The sequence below is a fragment of the Chitinophaga varians genome (assembly GCF_014529945.1).
Taxonomy (GTDB): domain Bacteria; phylum Bacteroidota; class Bacteroidia; order Chitinophagales; family Chitinophagaceae; genus Chitinophaga; species Chitinophaga varians.
The window spans coordinates 618783-637671 of the sequence record NZ_JACVFB010000001.1 but is presented as its reverse complement, the minus strand read 5'-3'; the positions used below and the strand labels follow the sequence as shown (position 1 = coordinate 637671).

Here is an 18889-nt window from a genome sequence, read left to right as displayed (position 1 = left end):
TTTTACCGGGCGAAAGTAGCAAAAAAGCGCCTTACATTTGCGCTCTAGACATTTATTATGAAAGCTACAATTTGTGTAACCTCCCTTCTTTTGGCAATACTGTGCCTGTCTTTTACAACCGGCCCGGGGAAAAAGTATTGCAACAACCGCTTCCAGTTCTGTATGGAGTACCCGGATGATTTTAAAGCCAACGGAGAATCAGGGAACGGTGACGGACAAACGTTTTCGGCCCCCAAAGGCACGGCCAAGATATACGCCTTCGGCCAGCTGGCAATGGACCCGGCAGACATCGACGACAATGTTCAGCCAGGTACGGACCCGTTGAAGTACAACTTCCAGTCGGCGACCAGGGACCTTAAAGTGGTTTATAAGGTCATCAAGCCCAACTACTACATTTATTCCGGTACCAACAACAAAGGCGAAATCGTGTACTGCAAGACCGTAAAACGCAAAATTGACTATATGGGTGGCGATTCAGATGTGTTCCAGACCATCATGATCATTTACCCGGCGGCCGACCAGGATAAATACAAAGATTATTGCACCTACATCGCGGGAAGCCTCAAATAAAAGAGGCTTCCTTTCCCCTGTTATTGATCCTATCTGAATTATTACTACCTTCCCTGTCTGAACAAAAACAACCAAAGTCACTAACTGTTACCACGTGAACATGAAACAGGATCAACCAGCCATCCTGTCAAACAGCTGAACAATTCTCCTGATGAGCAATGAACCAGTAACATTCCGCGATCAGCCCACTGCCGGCCAACCGCAGGCGGATACCGCCAATACCCTGCTATGGGACGAAGTGCGCCAGAACAATCAGGAAGCACTGGTGGCCCTGTACGAAAAAATGTACCTGTCGCTGGTCAATTATGGCATCCGCAGCTGTGGCGATGCAGAACTCACCAAAGACGCCATCAACGATGTTTTCCTGGAAATATGGGACAAACGCCACCAGCTGAACACCGTTCGCAATGTGAAGTCTTACCTTTTTACTTACCTGCGCCGGAAAATATTTGCCGGCATCCGCCAGTCGCAGCAGACCGATGCCGCCGCCGACGCTTTCGCCACCGCCGCCCCTTATGAGCTTTCCTACGAAGCCCGCATTGTGGCCGTACAAACAACCGAAGAGCTCCGGGACAGGGTACGCAGGGCTATCGCACAACTCACGCCCCGCCAGAAAGAACTGGTGGAACTCCGCTATTTCGATGGCCTGCCCATGGAGGAAGTGGCCCGTCGCACCGGTATCACCACCAAAACGGCTTACAATACCCTGGGCTCCGCCCTCAAAATATTGTCCGCCGCCTTCTCCCTGCTGATGCTGCTGCATATCAAATCGCTCCGTGCCCTGCCTGCGCAGGATGCCTGCCTGTCCATGCACAAAAAAGGCTCCCTCATCGGCCCACTGTCTGTCGACCTTTATTTTAATATGATCAACACACTGAAATAAAGGCCTTTATCTCCCTACATTTTATAGAGAAAAAAATATTTTGGGATTCTTTGGGAATAACCCGGGATTCCGCACACTATAGCATAGTAACACGTCATGGAAAACGCTTTTATCTCCACTGAAGATTTTTTGCAAGACGATTCCTTCCTGCGCTACTGTATGGGCGTAAGCGAGGAAGATACCCGCTATTGGGAAAACTGGGTCCGGGAAAACCCCGACCGGCAAGTCCCTTTTGAGCAGGCCAGAAAAATATTTGACGTCATCAACGGGCAACAGGGACAGCTGCATGCTGCAGTCGGCCAATTCAGGTTGTTGCTCCGGGAGCATGTTGCCAATACAACAGCACAGGCGCCTGCTGCCTTAACCCCTCCTGCCCGGGGCCAACAACGCCGGCTCTACTGGTGGTCTGCCGCAGCCGCAGTACTGGTGCTCGTGGCCGCCACCGGATGGTACCAGTATAGCCGTTACCGTGAACAACGGCACCTCGCTGCCGCACACCCGGCCCACGATATACAGCCCGGCACCACCAAAGCCATGCTCACGCTGGCCGATGGTACCGCCGTGCCCCTCGATTCCACCGGCTCCAGCCAGTTTGAAGAAAAAGACGGCACCCGTATCAATAAAGGCCAGGGGTCTCTCGTATACGACCACTCCGGCAATACAGACGAAAAAATACTGTTCAACACCCTCGCCACGCCTCGCGGCGGTGAATATCAAATCACCCTCCCCGATGGCAGCAGAGTATGGCTTAACGCCGCATCATCCCTGCGCTTCCCGACCCGGTTCGCCGGCAACGACCGTACCGTCTACCTTAACGGGGAAGCCTACTTTGAAATAACCCCCAATGCACAGCAGCCATTCCACGTACAGCTCAGCGACAACCAACAAATCACTGTATTAGGCACCAGTTTCAACGTTATGAATTATGCCGATGAAAACAACATCACCACCACACTCGTCACCGGAAAAGTCATGGTTTCCCGGGCCGACGGACAACAAGCTGTCCTGGCCCCGGCCGAACAGGCGGTCAGCACCAAAGGACAAAACCGTATCACGGTATCCGAAGCAGATGTCGATAAAACCATCGCCTGGAAGACCGGAATATTTGAATTCGAAGATGACGACCTGCCAACCATTATGCGGCAGCTCTCCCGGTGGTATGATGTAGAAGTGGTCTATAACGGTCCTATCCCGGACCAGCACTATTCCGGCTCCATCCGAAAAACGTCTACCCTGTCGCAGGCCCTACGCATCCTGCAGACAGCCGGTATTCAATATTCCATCACCAACAAAACCATCACTATTAAATCATTTTGATATTTGGTCATTGGGTTATTGGAAGTCAGCCAGATTATATCAGGATCTACAGTCAGGAAAATAAATAAATGCCTAAATAACCAAATGCCTAAATGAAAAACCGGGCCTGTCGCCACAGGCCCGGTAGGAAGTTCTGGTAAACAAAAAACAATTGTCGTAAAGCCTTATTGCTCACCAAAAACCTAACAAAGTTATGCCATTTAGAAATGCCGTCAAACACCGGTGGTCCCCGGTGTGCGCGCAAATGCTGAAAGTTATGAAGCTAACTGCTTTTCTGCTGCTGGTGCTTGCCCTACAGGTCAGTGCCACCGGTTACTCGCAAAAGCTGACCCTGGACATGCGCCGTGTACCACTCACTAAGGTGCTCCGGGAAATCAGAAAACAAACCGGCTATACCTTTTTCTACAACACCGAAATGCTGAAAACGGCCGATAAAGTGTCCGTTTCTGCCAGTCAGGCCAGCCTGGAAGATGTGATGGCCCAATGCCTGGCAGGCAACAAGCTAAACTACAGCGTGGTAGATAACACCATCATCCTGTCGGTTAAAACCGATGGTGCGGAAGTAAAACCGGTTGCCAATATTTCGGTATACGGCCGTATCACTGACGCCATCACCGGCGAACCCCTCACCGGCGCCTCAGTAAAACTGAAAGGCAGCACCAAAGGCACCAGCACCGACGCGAAAGGTAACTTCGCCCTGGAACTGCCCGATGGCGGCGGCATCCTCGTCATCTCCTTCATCGGATATGAAACCATCGAGAAACATGTCACCAAAGCCGGCCCCCTCGATATCACGCTGCAGCAGAAAGCAGTACAGACCGAAGAACTGGTCGTGGTAGGCTACGGTACCCAGAAGAGAAAAGACGTGACCGGCTCCGTTGCTTCCGTTCGCGTGAACACCATCAGCGCCAATGTCTCTAAAAATATCAGCGGCGCCATCCAGGGCCGCGTTCCCGGCGTATCCGTGGAATCAGCCAGCGGCGCTCCCGGCTCAGGCCTCAATATCACCATCCGCGGCCTTAGCACCCTCGGCAACAACGCCCCGCTGTTTATCGTGGACGGCGTGTTCGTCAACAGCATCGACGGCGTAAGCCCTAACGATGTGGAATCCATCGAAGTACTGAAAGATGCGGCCACCGCCAGCATCTACGGTTCCCGCGCGGCCAACGGCGTGGTGATCGTCACCACCAAAGGCGGCCTGAAAGAAACAGCACCCAAACTGGAAATCGACAGCTGGTTCGGCGTTCAGTCCGTTCCCAAGAGAATGAGCCTCCTCAACGGCGAACAATGGACTAAACTGATGCAGGCCAATATGACCGGCATCCCCAACTATAACGGCATAAACACCAACTGGCAGGACGCTATCTTTCACCAGGCTACGATTGCCCGTACTAACGTTAACTTCAGCGGCGGCTCCAAAAACTTTACGTACAACCTCTCCGGCGGATACCTGAAAGAAAACGGTACCATGATCAATACCGACTACTCCGCTGCTAACTTCCGTGTAAAAACACAATACGAAAAAGGCAGAATTAAAATAGGCGAGACCGTTATTATTAAAAGAGGGGTTAGCCGCCTCGCGCCCGGCGGTGGCGACCAAACCCACAGCCTCGTAGGCAGCGCCCTCGTGATGCCCGCCACCGTACCGGTATATGATCCTACGCAGGACCTCGGCGGCTACGGCAGAAGACCGATATACATGAAAAATCTGTCTAACCCCGTTGCTCTGCTGGAACAAGTGAACAGAAGCTCGAAAGACCTGAACCTGCTGGCCAACGCCTTTGTGGAAGTGAAACTGATCGAAGGCCTCCGCTATCGCTTCAACGTCGGCCTCACCGAAGCACAAGGCTACACCCGCACCTACACCGGTATCTATAACGACGGTAACGCCGCCAATACCCTGCCCGACCTCGCGGAAGGCAGCTCTATCGGCAACTCCTGGCTGGTGGAAAATACCCTGAGCTATACCAAAAAACTGGGTAAACACAACATCGACGCGGTAGCCGGTTATACCGCCCAGAAAAATACCTACTCCGGCTTCAACGCCTCCCGCAACGACCTGCCGGAGGGCACTTCCGTACTCGGCGCAGGCACCGCCGGCTCCCAGAAAAATGATGGCAGCGCCAGCACCAGCGCCATCCTGTCCACCTTCGGACGGGTCATGTACTCCTACGATTCCAAATACCTGTTCACCGCTTCTATCCGCAGAGATGGTTCTTCCCGGTTTGCAAACGACTATCAGTTCGGCTCCTTCCCCTCTTTCTCTGTTGGCTGGAACGTCCACAACGAAAACTTTTTCTCCGGTCTGCGTGATGTTATCAGCAACCTGAAACTGCGTGGCAGCTGGGGCGTACTGGGTAACCAGGAAATCGGCAACTACCTCACACAGTCTGCCATCACCAGCGGTATCAACTACGTACAGGGTAACACGCTCTGGGCTGGTGGCACCGCCAGCTCCTATGCTTCTCCCCTGGACCTCTCCTGGGAAGAAACCAAGATCGTTAACGGTGGTATCGACGCAGGCTTCCTCAATAATAAACTGTTCTTCATCTTCGAAGTCTTCCATAAAAAAACCAATGGCGTACTGCTCGGCGTACCTTTCCCGCTGTCTGTGGGTAAAACGGGCACGCCTACACTCAATGCCGGCGTGATCGAAAACAAAGGCTATGAAGCTTCCGTGGAATACGCCAGCCAAACCCGCAGCGGCCTCAAATACCGCGTGATGTTCAACCTTTCCCATACCGCCAACGAAATGACCGCCATCACTGTAGGCTCCGGCAGACAAGAATTCGGTGACATCTCCAGAGCTAAAGTAGGCGCTCCTATCGGCTCCTTCTTCCTCATCAAAACCGATGGCATCTTTAATTCACAGGAGGAAGTCAATGCCTACAAAAGCAAAGACGGCACCCCTATTCAACCTGACGCCAAACCCGGAGATATCCGCTTCGTAGACTACAACGGCGACGGTAAAATCGACAACCAGGACGTACAAAACGTTGGCAGCCCCTTCCCGAAAATCACCATGGGCCTGGCCGCTAACCTGTCTTATAAAAACTTCGACCTGAACCTCTTCTTTGAAGGCGTGTCCGGCAACAAAATCTATAACGGCAGAAGACAATGGATGGAAAAAATGACGGAAGTGACCAACCTGTCCACCGCCGTACTCGATGCCTGGACGCCGGAACATCATTCCAATTTCCCCCGTTTCACCCTCTCCGATCCTAACAACAACAAAAGAGAAAACAGCGACAGATGGCTGGAAGACGGTTCTTATATCCGTTTCAAACGACTGGAATTAGGTTATAGCATGCCCACCTCCCTCACTGGCAGATGGGGTATCGACAAGGTGAGATTTTTTGGTTCCGCCGAAAACCTCTTCACCGCTACCAAATACAAAGGCTACAATCCTGATCTGGGCGGTGGTGCGCTCTCCCGCGGCATGGACAATTCCTGGGACGCCTATCCGCTGTCACGCACCTTCCTGCTGGGCCTGAACCTTTCCTTCTAACCATCAAAAAAAGTTGTACGCATGAAAAAATCAATCAAATATATCGGCGCACTGGCACTGACGATGGCGCTGGCCGGCAGTTGCAATGAACGCGACTTCCTCACACAAACAGATCCTAACAGGATCACCGAAACCAATTTCTGGAAAGACGAAAACAGCTTAAGCATGGCGCTGGCCGCCACTTACAGCCCGCTGCGCCTTCCGCTCTACGGCTATTGGGGCGCCTTCACCGGCGTACAGGACATCAATGCCATGGGTGACGATGTATTTACCATCCCCGGCGAGGAAGCACCTACCTGGGCCATCGCGTCGTATACCAACGATGAAAACAACAGCGACGCTGCTGATATCTTCGACAGGACGTATCAGTGTATCCATCGTGCCAACCTGATCCTGTCCCGCATCGACAAAGTACCGATCGACGCCGCCAAGAAGGAGATCTATATCGCAGAAGCCAAATTCCTCCGCGGTCTGTCCTATTTTATCCTCGCCTCCAACTGGGGCGCGGTGCCGCTGCGCACCGAGCCGGTAGAAACCACCAACGCCTATGCCGCTCCCTGCGCCAATAAAGACGAAGTATGGCAGCAGGTGATCAGTGACCTGTCAGCCGCCAAAGACAAGCTGCCGGCAACACGCGATCCCAAAGAGCAAGGCAGGGCTACCAGTGGCGCCGCGATCGGCTTCCTCGGCAAAGCATATCTCTATATGGAGAACTATCCGCAGGCAGAAGCCACCCTGACGCTGCTCACACAAGCTCCCTACGGCTACGGTCTCGTAGACAATTTTGAAGACAACTTCACCGACGCCAACGAGTTCAACAAAGAGTCCATCTTTGAATGGGTATGTGCGCCATTAGGTGATCCCTATGGCCCATGGGGCGCTGAAACGGCTAACTCACCGATGTTTAACTACATCCCGCAGTTTATCGGTCCCCCGGCCGGCGGCGGATGGTTTAAATATGTGCCGTCCAACTACCTCGTATCTCAGTTCGTCAAAGAACCTCGTCCTGCCGGTTCGGACACCAAATACGACAAACGCATGTACGCCACGCTGATGTGGAAATATTCCACCCTCGGCGAGGCTGACAAAACTTTCTACGACAACAAAACATTCGATGAGTTGTGGGGTTCCGCCCGCGCCAAAATTGTGCGCCTCTATCCGGACACCAAACTGGACACCACTACCAACGGTCGTTTCCTGATCAAAAAATATACGGGCGCCTGGCGCAATGTGGCCAACGCCGACAACTACTGGGGCGCCACACCGTCTACCGCCAACTATCGCGTGATGCGTTTTGCGGAAGTACTGCTGATGCGCGCAGAAGCCGCCACCCGCAACGGCCATACCGGCGTTGCGCTGGCAGACATCAACCAGATCCGTACCCGTGCCGGACTTGCTGCTAAAACGGCCGCAGATCTGCCTGGCGCCGATCAGCTGATAGCCGAAATCGACCATCAGAAACTGCTGGAAATGTTCTACGAACAAAACAGGATCTATGACCTGCGCCGCTGGAACAAGTCGGCCGCGCAACTGGCTTCCATCCTGACCGCCCGCGAAAAACAGGGCGCCAACACTTTCAAGGCCAAACATTATGTACTGCCTATTCCGGCAAGAGAACTGAATGCCAATCCTAAAGCGACACAGAACGATCTGTGGAAATAATATCCATCATGCCCCGGGCTAACGCCCGGGGTTATGCTAACTGCCATGCACACACGCCTGCTATGCCTGCTGCTCCTCTTCTGCAGCTGCACCACTCACACCATCCGCATTAAAATGGATGTACCGCCTGCCCTGCAGGACCAGCTGAAAGCTTCCGTTGTACCCGGAGAAAGCCTGCCGGCGGGATTTCAGAAAGGATTGCTGTTACTCAACCAGCGCGATGATCCCGGTATGATCTGCCTCGTTAATGCCGCCGGACGCATTGTCTGGTATCATCAGGTAAAAGGTACCGGCTTCAAAACCGCGCATCTTACCCAACAGCAAACACTCCTTTGTATCCTCGGTGATAAAACCTTTCCCACCAGTTATGGCAACGAAATCATGGAGATCAGTCTGCATGGCGACACCCTGCTGCACCTGAAAAAAGGACAACAGGATTTTACGGCGGATGTGCACCACGAAGTGCTGCTGAATAGTCGCGATGAGATCGTAGCCCTTACCAACGTGGAGAAGATAGTGGACCTCTCCCTTCAGGGCGGCAGCGAAAAAGATACTGTAAAAAGTGACGGTATCGTGGTGTTTGACCGCAAAGGCAACCGCCACTGGCAATGGAGCGTATTTGACGTGTTGGAACCTACTGCCGACACGGCCATCCTACGCACGCGGCATGACTGGATGCATGCCAACAGTCTGAGCTTCGACAAAGACAGCAACTATCTCATTTCTTTCTACAACAATGGTCAGGTCTGGAAGATCAATGCGCAAAGCGGCAAAGTGATGTGGAAGTTCGGTAAAGGCGGTGACTTCGCCATTCCGGATTCCGCCGCATTCGATATGGGGCATTCCGTGCATATCAATGCGGAGCATGAACTCATGTTGTTCGATAACGGCGTATCACGGCAACGATCACAAACGCTGGCCTTCCGCCTGAACGATAGTACGCAGCAGGCAACCGTCGCCATCCGGTCGGTGCTGCCACCCTATCTCTTCAATGAAAGAATGGGCAGCGCCTACCTGGTTGACCATGAGCATATCCTGCAATGCTGCTCCAAACGCAACACGGTGATACTGACCACCCGCGATGGTCATCCGTTATGGACGTTACGGACCACTTTCATTCCGTACCGGGCTGAGTTCATCTCCCCGTCACAGTTATTACCCTATGTCATCGAACAATGACATACAAAGCTTTTGTTTATGACTACTATGCAATATATCCGTACCGGTTGTTTCCTGGCTGCCACCGCCGCCGTGATGGTCTGGTCCTGTAATACCGGCAGTAGCGCCAGGACGCCTGTAACAACCGCCAACGCAGCGCCGGAGCTGTTGACAGTAGATACCGGCGCCATCCCGAAAGACAAATATGGCGAGATGGTCCGTTATGGTCGCGAACTGATGTTCAATACCGCTTATTATATTGGTCCCGATGGCATAAACGGCCGTTACCTCGGTAATAGAATGAACTGCACCAACTGCCATCAGGATGGTGGTACCAAAGCATTTTCCTTCAACCTGATGTTGTCTCACCAGCAATATCCGCAATACCGTGCCCGCGAAGGCAAGGTACTCACGCTCGCAGAACGGATCAACAACTGTGTAACGCGGCCGCATAATGGTAAGCCGTTGCCACTTGACAGCAAAGAGATGGTGGCGTTTCTGTCTTATCTGAGATGGATCAATAGTTTTGTACCCAAAGACAAGCCGCATCAGGGCAGTCACAACCTCACTGTAAAACTGCCTGATACCGCCGCAGATCCGGAAAGAGGAAAGACATTGTATCAGCAGCATTGCGCCCGTTGCCATGGCAAAGAAGGAGAAGGTCAACTGGCTGGCGTTACGTATACCTACCCGCCGCTGTGGGGACCCAATGGTTATCAGCCCGGCTCCAGCATGCATCGCGTGATCAAGCAGGCACAATGGCTGAAGGCCAATATGCCTTATGATAAAGCTACGTGGGACAAGCCGTTCCTCACCGATGAAGAAGCGCTCGACATCGCCGCGTTTGTGAACAATGACAGCATACATGCCCGTCCGGATGTCAAAAACTACGACTATCCGCATGTTGCCGAAAAGGCCATTGACTATGACAAAGGGCCATTTGCAGACACTTTCTCTGCCAGACAACACAAGTATGGACCGTTCCGCCCTGTCATCAGCTACTGGGAACAGAAAGGCATGAAAGCATCTTATTAATAAGGTATCCTAATCACTGGCTATACTATGCTACCCTGTAAAAGCTTCCCGTTAAGGGAAGCTTTTTTATGTCTGACTATATTTTTTCTTTCATAGCTCCTCAACATCTCCTGAAAGAATGCCTGTCATCTGAAAAATAATTTGGTTGTAAAGGAATTAATTTCTACCTTAATTGTCGGATTTTTACTATACTCTTTTTTCCTGGCAACGTCGTAATTGAACCTCAAAGATTAGTGGATACCCCAAATAAGCCAGGAGGAAGACCCGAGAATAGTATTTCAAATTGTTTAAGACGGGAAGTTCAGAAGAAGCGTAATTAATTGTTGCTTATGTCATTTCCAGCGGCGACTATCGGGGATCTGCATGTATGCTCACATGGAGGAGGCCCTGTCCTCGGCCCGGGATGCCCTACCGTATTAATTGGTGGCAAACCTGCGGCTGTTATCGGGGACAGTTGTGTTTGTCCTTTAGCACCTGATGCCATCATTACAGGATCTGCCACAGTGCTGATTGGTGGTAAGCCGGCAGCACGGATAAGCGATAGTACAGCCCACGGAGGTGCCGTAACAACAGGTGCCGCGAATGTCCTGATTGGCTGATTTCACAGATTATTACAACACTTTTTGTGTTTATTGTTTGCCTTCGGCAGATGATGAACCGGAATCGGATTGCATTTTCTTAATGCCGGCCTTTTGTCTGTACAAGACAGAAGATCGACTGAGAGTGGATTGCTTTTTTCTGACGTTGATCTTTTGCTTTTGGCAGATGATCGATTGGGAGTGTATTGTTTTTTCCTTTTACTTTTTTCGGCTTGGCTGATGATCAACTGAAAGTGAATTATTTTCTCTGACGTCACTACTTTGCCTCCGGCAGATGATCAATTGGAAGTGAATTGTTTTTGACATTACTACTTTGCCTCCGGCAGACGATCAATTGGAAGTGATTTTTTTGACGTTACTACTTTGCCTCCGGCAGATGACCAATTGAAAGTGAATTGTTTTTGACGTTACTACTTTGCCTCCGGCAGATGATCAATTGGAAGTGAATTGTTTTTGACGTCACTACTTTGTCTTCGACAGATGACCAATTGAAAGTGAATTGTTTTTGACGTTACTACTTTGCCTCCGGCAGATGATCAATTGGAAGTGAATTGTTTTTGACGTTACTACTTTGCCTCCGGCAGAGGATCAATTGGAAGTGAATTGTTTTTGACGTCACTACTTTGCCTCCGGCAGACGATCAATTGGAAGTGAATTGTTTTTGACGTCACTACTTTGCCTCCGGCAGAGGATCAATTGGAAGTGAATTGTTTTTGACGTCACTACTTTGCCTCCGGCAGACGATCAATTGGAAGTGATTTTTTGACGTTCCTACTTGGTCTTCGGCAGATGATCAACTGAAAACGATTCTTTTTTTTGCCCTCGACAGATGACGGATTGGTATTGATTTACATCTTGTGCGTTCGATGCGTTGCATCGACGAATCGTTGATCAGCAGCGAATGACATTTTGGTGGTGTGTTTTGTTGGCCTCCGGCGGACAGTATAGAGCGCAGCGGATGCTTTCTAAAAGAAAAAAGTTGCACATTTTAAAAGACACAGTTACACATATACACTTGTTTGCAGCAAAAGGATACAGTTTAAAACATACATATGCTGACCGAAATACTGACCATCATCAGAGATAGTCTTACGCCCCAGTTTGCGGGCGGGGATTTCGATCTGGGAAACATTGCCAGTCCCGGTAATGCAGCACCGTCCGTGCTGTTGACGCTGGTGAACCTGAAAGAGGAACCTTCTCTTAAAAACACCGCCTATTCCCGGGTAAACAACGCCACACTGAGAACGGAGTATTTCAACCCCTATGTATTTCTGAATGCGTATATCCTTTTCAGTTCCCGCAAAAGCAACTATAAGGACGCGGTATCGGACATCGGAAAAATTATCCGTTTCATTCACGGGCAAAATCAGTTCTCTACCAACTACAACGGAACGGACTATCGGGTGGTGTTAAATATGTATTCCCCTTCGTTTGAAGAGATGAACCACCTATGGGCCATTCTGGGCGGTAAAGTATATCCCAGTATTATGTATGTGATGCGCGTGATTGAACTGCACAATACCAATGTCGTAACAGGCGATGGCGTCATCGAGTCCATCACCGGAAAATTCAGTGTTATTGACCCTAAAAAGTGAGTGTCTCTGATGGAAAGTATAACCGTAGCATATCAGCATGTCTGCGAAATTGCCTTGTCTCACCAATATGTAACGGCCACGCAGCCCGCCCTCCCGGTAGCGGAGTGGATACAGTGGTATCCGGATACCGACACGCTTCAACTGCTGGACGATAAAAAACTTACCATCAGGCCGTTCAACAGCGGCCTGCGGCTGATAACGGCCATCAAGGCCGATAAAGACCCGATTTGTGATCTCAGCAATACCAGTATCAGGATAGGGTTTACATTCATTCCCGTTGTGGCAGCCCATACGAAACTGGACGCTCACTTTCTGGTGGGCACGCAGGAAGGAAGATATGTATTTGGTAACGCCGTGGCCAAAGCCAATGGCAGCACCTATCCTGATATATCGCTGCAAACCGTCACCGTAGCGGCTCCCACAGACAGCGAAAGACTCTTCGGCTATATCGACATCAATATCATCCGCGGCCCCGGCAGCTACGACCTGTTGGACACCGGCGGTAAACTTAAATACCAGAAAGGAACAGCCAACAGCAAATTCTCCCTGACATTTCAACAATAAAATTTTTATAACCATCACTTCTTAAACCCCATCACATGCTCAATTTAACTGCCATCAAAACACCCGGCGTTTATATAGACGAAGTGCCCAGGTTCCCGCCCTCCATTGCAGCGGTGGAAACAGCCATCCCGGCATTTATCGGGTATACGGAAAAAGCAGACATGCTGAGCCCCGGCGACCTGCACAATACGCCTACACGCATCGGTTCTATCGCCGATTACCAGCTGTATTTCGGCGGCCCGGCCAAACCGGTTGTCACCGAAGTGCAACTCGATCTCAACAATCAGTTCTCCAGCGCCAAAGTAGACTACCAGTGGTTCCTATACGACTCACTACGGCTGTTCTACGCCAACGGCGGAGGCGATTGCTACATCGTGTCAGTAGGCCTCTATACCTCAGGAGCACCGGTACAGGGCGACATCCAGAATGGTATCGACGCACTCGTTAAATACGATGAACCTACCATCATCCTCTTCCCCGATGCGGCCACACTCGCGGGCACTGCTCTCTATGATCTGCAGGTATCTACCCTGAAACAATGTGATGACCTGAAAGACCGCGTAGGCCTCTTCGATCTGAAAAGGACCGACGCACAGGGCGCTGAGTTCCGCGATAAAGTAGGTATCAACAACCTCAAATACGGGATGGCCTATACGCCGTGGGTACAGGTGGCACTCGACAAAAACATCCTGTATGCCGATATGGTAGGCAAAATCAAAAAAGCCGGTGTGCTCATCCCCTCCCTCAAAAACTTCACCACAGATACCAACGTCCAGAAAGTGATCGACGACCTCGACAACCTGGCGGCTGACAGTAAAAGAATCAGCACAGAATTTACCACGCTCCTCGGCACAGACAGTCTGGACAGCCTCTTCAACAAGAAAATAAATAAATTCATCCTCAGCGGCACCGCCACTGACCTGCAGGATGTATTCAAATACCTGCTGGATATTGCCAATACGGTCAATACCCTTGATACCACCACACCGGCGCCGGGCACGCTCAAAAACGCCGATATGGTCATTAACCTCAAAAACACGGTGCTGGCCCTGAAAGACCGCTACACCAATCTGATCAACTACCAGGCCGACCTGAAAGCATTGGCTACGCCGGGTTATACCACACAGACCTTCAGCGGCACGGCCACCGCCGACTGGGGCGGCGTACTCGGCGCGGCAGGCACGGCAAACGGCGTACTGACCGGCCCTAACGATAAGGCCAAAATGCTCAGCGTAGTACCCCTCGTGCAAAATGAATTCAGCGCCATCAAAAGCACCATACAGGCAGGTATCCTCGATGCGGCCACCATCCTGGAGAAAGCGAAAAACGACGCCCTCTCCGCCGGATTCCCGCTGTTCAAAAGCATTATCGCCGGTATTAACAACACCAGCATGGCACTGCCGCCCAGCGGCTCCATCGCAGGCGTATATGCACAGGTAGACAATGCCCGCGGTGTATGGAAAGCCCCTGCCAATGTCAGCATACTCGGCACCCCGGATGTGATTTATTCCAATAGTGAACTGAATCAGCTGAATGTGGACGTAGTATCCGGCAAATCTATCAACGCCATCCGCGCTTTTACCGGCAAAGGCACCCTCGTATATGGCGCCCGTACCCTCGCCGGCAACGACAACGAATGGCGCTATGTCAGTGTAAGGCGTTTCTTCAACATGGTGGAAGAAAGCACTAAAAAGGCCACCCTGCAGTTTGTGTTCGAACCTAATGATGCCAATACCTGGGTAAGAGTGCAGGCGATGATCGAAAACTTCCTGCTCACGCTCTGGCGCCAGGGTGCCCTGCAAGGCGCTACCCCCGACAAAGCATTCTATGTGGCTGTTGGCCTCGGTAAAACGATGACAGCACAGGATATCCTCAACGGCTTCATGATCATCGAAATAGGAATGGCTGCCGTAAGGCCCGCAGAATTTATTATCCTGCGCTTCTCCCATATCCTGCCTCAGGCTTAATCCATCTTTTCACAATTAAAACCTTACCACAATGGCTGAATATCCAATTCCTAAATTCCATTTTGAAGTCAAATGGGGAGATACCACCATCGGCTTCACTGAAGTCACCGGCCTCGACAGACAGGTAGATGTCATCGAATACCGGGAAGGACAAAGCAAAGACTATAACAAAGTAAAAATGCCAGGCCTGCAGAAAAGCAGCAACATCACCATGAAACGCGGCACCTTCCCTAATAAAACCGAATACTTCGACTGGTTTAAGGAAGTCAACAACCTGGGTAAAATAGAACGCCGTACCATCACCATCAAACTATTGAACGAAGTGCATCAGCCGGTATTCACCTGGTCCGTGCTCAACGCCTTCCCGGTGAAAGTGCAGGCCAGCGACCTGAAAGCAGATGCTAACGAGGTAGCCGTGGAAACAATAGAGATCGCACACGAAGGAATCAGCCTCGTCAAATAAATAAATTTCAAAATCAATAAATCTCTGCATGTTTTATGGCTGGTTACTACCCCCCGGTAGGCTTCCACTTCAAAGTGGAGTTTACCGGCCTCGGCAAAAGTGATAACGATACCCGCTTCCAGGCCGTCACCGGTCTCACGGTGGAATACGAAACCGAGACCGTGAAAGAAGGCGGCGAAAACAGGTTTGAACATACCCTCCCCGTGAGGACCAAATACCCCGACCTCACGCTCAAAAGAGGCATGCTGCTCACCGATTCGAAAATATTCGACTGGTGCATGAAAGCCTTTCAGGACAGGGAGTTCACCCCCTCCGATATCGTTATCACCCTGCTCAATCATGAGCATGAGCCTATCCGTACATGGAATGTTGCACAGGCATGGCCTAAAAAATGGTCCATCACGGAACTCAACGCTGAAACCAGTTCCATTGTGATCGAAAGCCTGGACCTCCGGTACCGTTTTTTTACCGTCAGCTAAACATACTGCTATGCCCATCCAGATACGGGAGTTACACATCCGGGTGGTGGTGAATGCCGCCGAAAGCCCGCCCGGCAGCACGGCTGCCTCCGGCGGTGGTGGCAACCAACAACCGCCGCCCGACAAGGCTGATGCCGATAAAGACCTGATCATCGCGGAATGCGTGGAGCAGGTCATGGCCGTGCTGCGCGATAAAATGGAGAAATAATCCCGAGTTAAAAACAATCACCCATGAGTGTCGATAAAGGTAAACTGGAGAAAGTAAAGATCATCGCCTACAAAAAACCTGAAATGGACGATGCGTCCAAAGCAGGTGACTTCGACGCGTTCATCAACCCCGAAAGCTATCAGTTGAACTATAAGATCGAATACAGCGAAGGACAGGGACAAGGCACCAGTGGCAAACAACAGAAGTTCAAAGCCATCGCGCCGGACGAACTGGCCCTCGAACTGATGTTCGATTCTACCGGTATCGCCGACGATCAGCCCCGGGATGATATATGGGACGATATCAAGAAGTTCAAAAAACTGCTGACGGATTACGAAGGAGACGCACACGAGCCCCGCCACTTCCGGGTAATATGGGGACCGATGGCCTTTGCCGGCAGGCTCACTTCCCTCAACATCAACTTCAAGCTGTTTAAGCCCGACGGACGCCCGATTCGTGCCATCGCCAAGGTGACCTTCAAAAGCAGCATCGATGACAAAAAACGGGTCGCCAAAGAAGATCCGCTGTCACCCGATCTGACACATCAACGCACCGTAGCCAATGGCGACCACCTGTCGCTCATGAGCTTCCGGCAGTATGAAGATCCGTCCTACTACTTTCAGCTGGCCCGCGCCAACAACCTCACCAATTTCAGGAAACTGACACCAGGTACCGTTATTAACTTTTTACCACTGGAAGATGCCCGATAACCGCGACATACAAACCAACGGAACACCCTCCGTCACCACCGTCACCGTCCTCTCCGGCGGCCAGGAAGTGCCACGCTCCTACCCGATCGCGTCGGTGATGGTCAACAAGGAAGTGAACCGCATCCCAACCGCAACACTGATCTATCAGGACGGAGAAGCCTCCAAACAAACATTCGCCCTCTCCGACACCGACCTCTTTATCCCCGGCAAAGAGATAGAAATCAAAGTCGGCTACGGCGGCAAAGATGAAAGCATTTTCAAAGGGGTCGTGATACGGAACAGCATCAAAGTGCGCAAGAATGTATCCCTCCTCACGATTGAATGCCGGGATAAAATATTTGCTGCCTCCATCACACCACAGGAGAAATACTACAAAGACCAGAAAGACAAAGAGATCATAGAAGACATCCTTTCTGCCTGGAACATGCAGAAAGAAGTGGGCACTACTACGTATAAACATCCGGGTTTGGCACAGTACCATCTGACCGACTGGGACTTCCTGCTGGAAAGAGCCACCGCCAACGGTTTGCTGATGGTCATAGACGATGGCAAAGCCACCATCAAAGCACCGGACCTGAGCCAGCAACCGACAGAAACCATCCAATACGGCTCTTCCCTGCTGGAACTGGACCTCGAAATGGATGCACGTACACAGCCCGCCGGACTGAAAAGTTATTTGTGGGATTACGCCAGTCAACAGCTGACACCCGTTGAAGCGAAAGAACCCGCCGGCACACTCGGTGGTAATATCAACGCCAAAGATCTCGCCAGCAGTATCAAAACGAAAGAAACGGAGCTGAAATTCAACAATAAAATCAACAGTGCGGAACTGCAGCCTGTCGCAGACGGACTGCTGCAACAGGCACGCCTGTCAAGGATTACCGGTCGCGCTAACTTCCAGGGCACCCCTAAAATCAAACCAGGGAATATTGTAGCGCTGAAAGGTGTCGGCAAACGTTTTGAAGGCAACGCATTCGTTTCCGGCGTCCGACATCAGATTGTGAAAGGCAACTGGACCACCGATATACAGATTGGCTTTCAGGCGCCCATTCCGGCAGGCCCACAGGCACCAGCCGCCCGTATTACATCGTTGCAGGTGGGCGTTGTCACACAACTGGAAAATGATCCGGAAGGAGAAGACCGCATCAAAGTCACCCTCCCTTTCATCAACAGCAAAGAAGACGGCATGTGGGCGCGCGTGAGCACACTCGATGCCGGCAAACAAAGAGGTTCTTTCTTCCGGCCGGAAAAAAATGATGAAGTACTCGTCAGCTTCATCGATGGCAACCCCAACTACCCCGTGGTACTGGGAGGCCTCAACAGCAGCGCGTTGCCCGCTCCGCTCAAAGCCTCCGACGACAATGATGAAAAAGGACTGGTGACACGCAGCCAGATGAAAATGATTTTTAACGACAAGAAAAAAAGCTTTCAGCTGGATACGCCCGCCGGTAAAAAAGTTACCCTGTCTGAAGATGCTGATATCGTGCAACTGGAAGATGAACACGGTAATAAAATCACCATGAACAGCAGCGGCATCAGCATCGAAAGCCCCAAAGACATCTCCTTCAAAGCTACCGGCGCCATGACCGTGGAAGGCAAAACGGCAGACGTAAAAGCCACCATGGGCTTCAAAGCCGATGGCGGCGGCGGTTGCGAACTGGCAGCCGGCAACGGCATGACAAGCGTCAAAGGAGGAATGGTAAAAATAAACTGACACCCCCATGGACAACAACAGCTTTCTGGGCAGAGGCTGGAGCTTCCCGCCCGCCTTCAATAAATACGGCACCGTAGCCATGCTGGAAGATGTGGATGATATCTACAGCAGCCTGCATATATTACTGACCACCGCCACCGGCGAAAGGATCATGCAGCCCCGCTATGGATGCGACATGCAGGAGTTCGTATTTGAACCGATGGACACCGGTCAGAAAACACTGATGCTCGAAAAAGTGGAAACCGCCATCCTCTTCTACGAACCACGCATCAAACTCGAAAACCTCGAAATTGACGGCAGCAACGAATGGCAGGGCATCGTATACATCAAAATAGATTTTACCGTGAAAACATCCAACTCGCGGTTCAACTATGTCTTCCCCTTCTATATCAAAGAAGGTACGGAGATACCCAACTTTTTATATACCACCCCCAATATCACTGATACTTTGTAAACC

General features: G+C 51.2%; 17 protein-coding genes. All 17 read left to right on the top strand.

What is annotated here, in order from left to right:
* Window positions 1-90 precede the first annotated feature (90 nt).
* Entirely contained in the window at window positions 91-570 is a 480-nt protein-coding gene (locus ICL55_RS02540; protein WP_188094465.1) for a hypothetical protein, read from the top strand.
* A 151-nt stretch (window positions 571-721) separates the two neighbouring features.
* Window positions 722-1453, top strand: a complete 732-nt coding sequence (locus ICL55_RS02535; protein ID WP_188094464.1) for an RNA polymerase sigma factor — start codon at window positions 722-724, stop codon at window positions 1451-1453.
* Between the two features lie 96 nt (window positions 1454-1549).
* Window positions 1550-2770, top strand: coding sequence for a FecR family protein (locus ICL55_RS02530; RefSeq protein ID WP_188094463.1), 1221 nt, complete (start codon window positions 1550-1552; stop codon window positions 2768-2770).
* Window positions 2771-3026: 256 nt separating this feature from the next.
* Window positions 3027-6278 carry a TonB-dependent receptor gene (locus ICL55_RS02525; RefSeq protein WP_188094462.1) on the top strand — a complete coding sequence of 1084 codons (3252 nt, stop codon included), beginning with the start codon at window positions 3027-3029 and terminating at the stop codon, window positions 6276-6278.
* Between the two features lie 21 nt (window positions 6279-6299).
* The gene (locus tag ICL55_RS02520) at window positions 6300-7940 is read left to right on the top strand and encodes a RagB/SusD family nutrient uptake outer membrane protein (protein ID WP_188094461.1); all 1641 of its coding nucleotides are present in this window, start codon (window positions 6300-6302) and stop codon (window positions 7938-7940) included.
* A 33-nt stretch (window positions 7941-7973) separates the two neighbouring features.
* Window positions 7974-9119 carry an aryl-sulfate sulfotransferase gene (locus tag ICL55_RS02515; protein WP_223151273.1) on the top strand — a complete coding sequence of 382 codons (1146 nt, stop codon included), beginning with the start codon at window positions 7974-7976 and terminating at the stop codon, window positions 9117-9119.
* Window positions 9120-9137: 18 nt separating this feature from the next.
* Window positions 9138-10133 (top strand): c-type cytochrome, encoded by a 996-nt coding sequence (locus ICL55_RS02510; protein WP_223151271.1) that lies wholly within the window; start codon window positions 9138-9140, stop codon window positions 10131-10133.
* A gap of 329 nt (window positions 10134-10462) precedes the next feature.
* On the top strand, window positions 10463-10732 hold the full coding sequence (locus ICL55_RS02505; RefSeq protein ID WP_168873429.1) for a PAAR domain-containing protein: 270 nt from the start codon (window positions 10463-10465) through the stop codon (window positions 10730-10732).
* Between the two features lie 1052 nt (window positions 10733-11784).
* Window positions 11785-12327 carry a Pvc16 family protein gene (locus ICL55_RS02500; RefSeq protein WP_188094459.1) on the top strand — a complete coding sequence of 181 codons (543 nt, stop codon included), beginning with the start codon at window positions 11785-11787 and terminating at the stop codon, window positions 12325-12327.
* Between the two features lie 9 nt (window positions 12328-12336).
* Window positions 12337-12891, top strand: coding sequence for a hypothetical protein (locus tag ICL55_RS02495; protein ID WP_188094458.1), 555 nt, complete (start codon window positions 12337-12339; stop codon window positions 12889-12891).
* Window positions 12892-12926: 35 nt separating this feature from the next.
* Window positions 12927-14858, top strand: a complete 1932-nt coding sequence (locus tag ICL55_RS02490) for a phage tail sheath C-terminal domain-containing protein (protein ID WP_188094457.1) — start codon at window positions 12927-12929, stop codon at window positions 14856-14858.
* 31 nt (window positions 14859-14889) lie between these two features.
* Window positions 14890-15321 carry a phage tail protein gene (locus tag ICL55_RS02485; protein WP_078671504.1) on the top strand — a complete coding sequence of 144 codons (432 nt, stop codon included), beginning with the start codon at window positions 14890-14892 and terminating at the stop codon, window positions 15319-15321.
* 35 nt (window positions 15322-15356) lie between these two features.
* Window positions 15357-15800: a phage tail protein gene (locus ICL55_RS02480; protein WP_168873425.1), complete on the top strand. Its 444-nt coding sequence runs from the start codon at window positions 15357-15359 to the stop codon at window positions 15798-15800.
* Window positions 15801-15810: 10 nt separating this feature from the next.
* Window positions 15811-16008: a DUF5908 family protein gene (locus tag ICL55_RS02475; RefSeq protein WP_188094456.1), complete on the top strand. Its 198-nt coding sequence runs from the start codon at window positions 15811-15813 to the stop codon at window positions 16006-16008.
* Between the two features lie 23 nt (window positions 16009-16031).
* Complete coding sequence (locus tag ICL55_RS02470) at window positions 16032-16718, top strand: CIS tube protein (protein WP_188094455.1); 687 nt, start codon at window positions 16032-16034, stop codon at window positions 16716-16718.
* Entirely contained in the window at window positions 16708-18432 is a 1725-nt protein-coding gene (vgrG, locus tag ICL55_RS02465; RefSeq protein WP_188094454.1) for a type VI secretion system tip protein VgrG, read from the top strand. Before ICL55_RS02470 ends, vgrG begins: the two co-directional genes overlap by 11 nt.
* 7 nt (window positions 18433-18439) lie before the next feature.
* Entirely contained in the window at window positions 18440-18886 is a 447-nt protein-coding gene (locus ICL55_RS02460) for a GPW/gp25 family protein (RefSeq protein WP_188094453.1), read from the top strand.
* The last annotated feature ends 3 nt before the right edge of the window (window positions 18887-18889 follow it).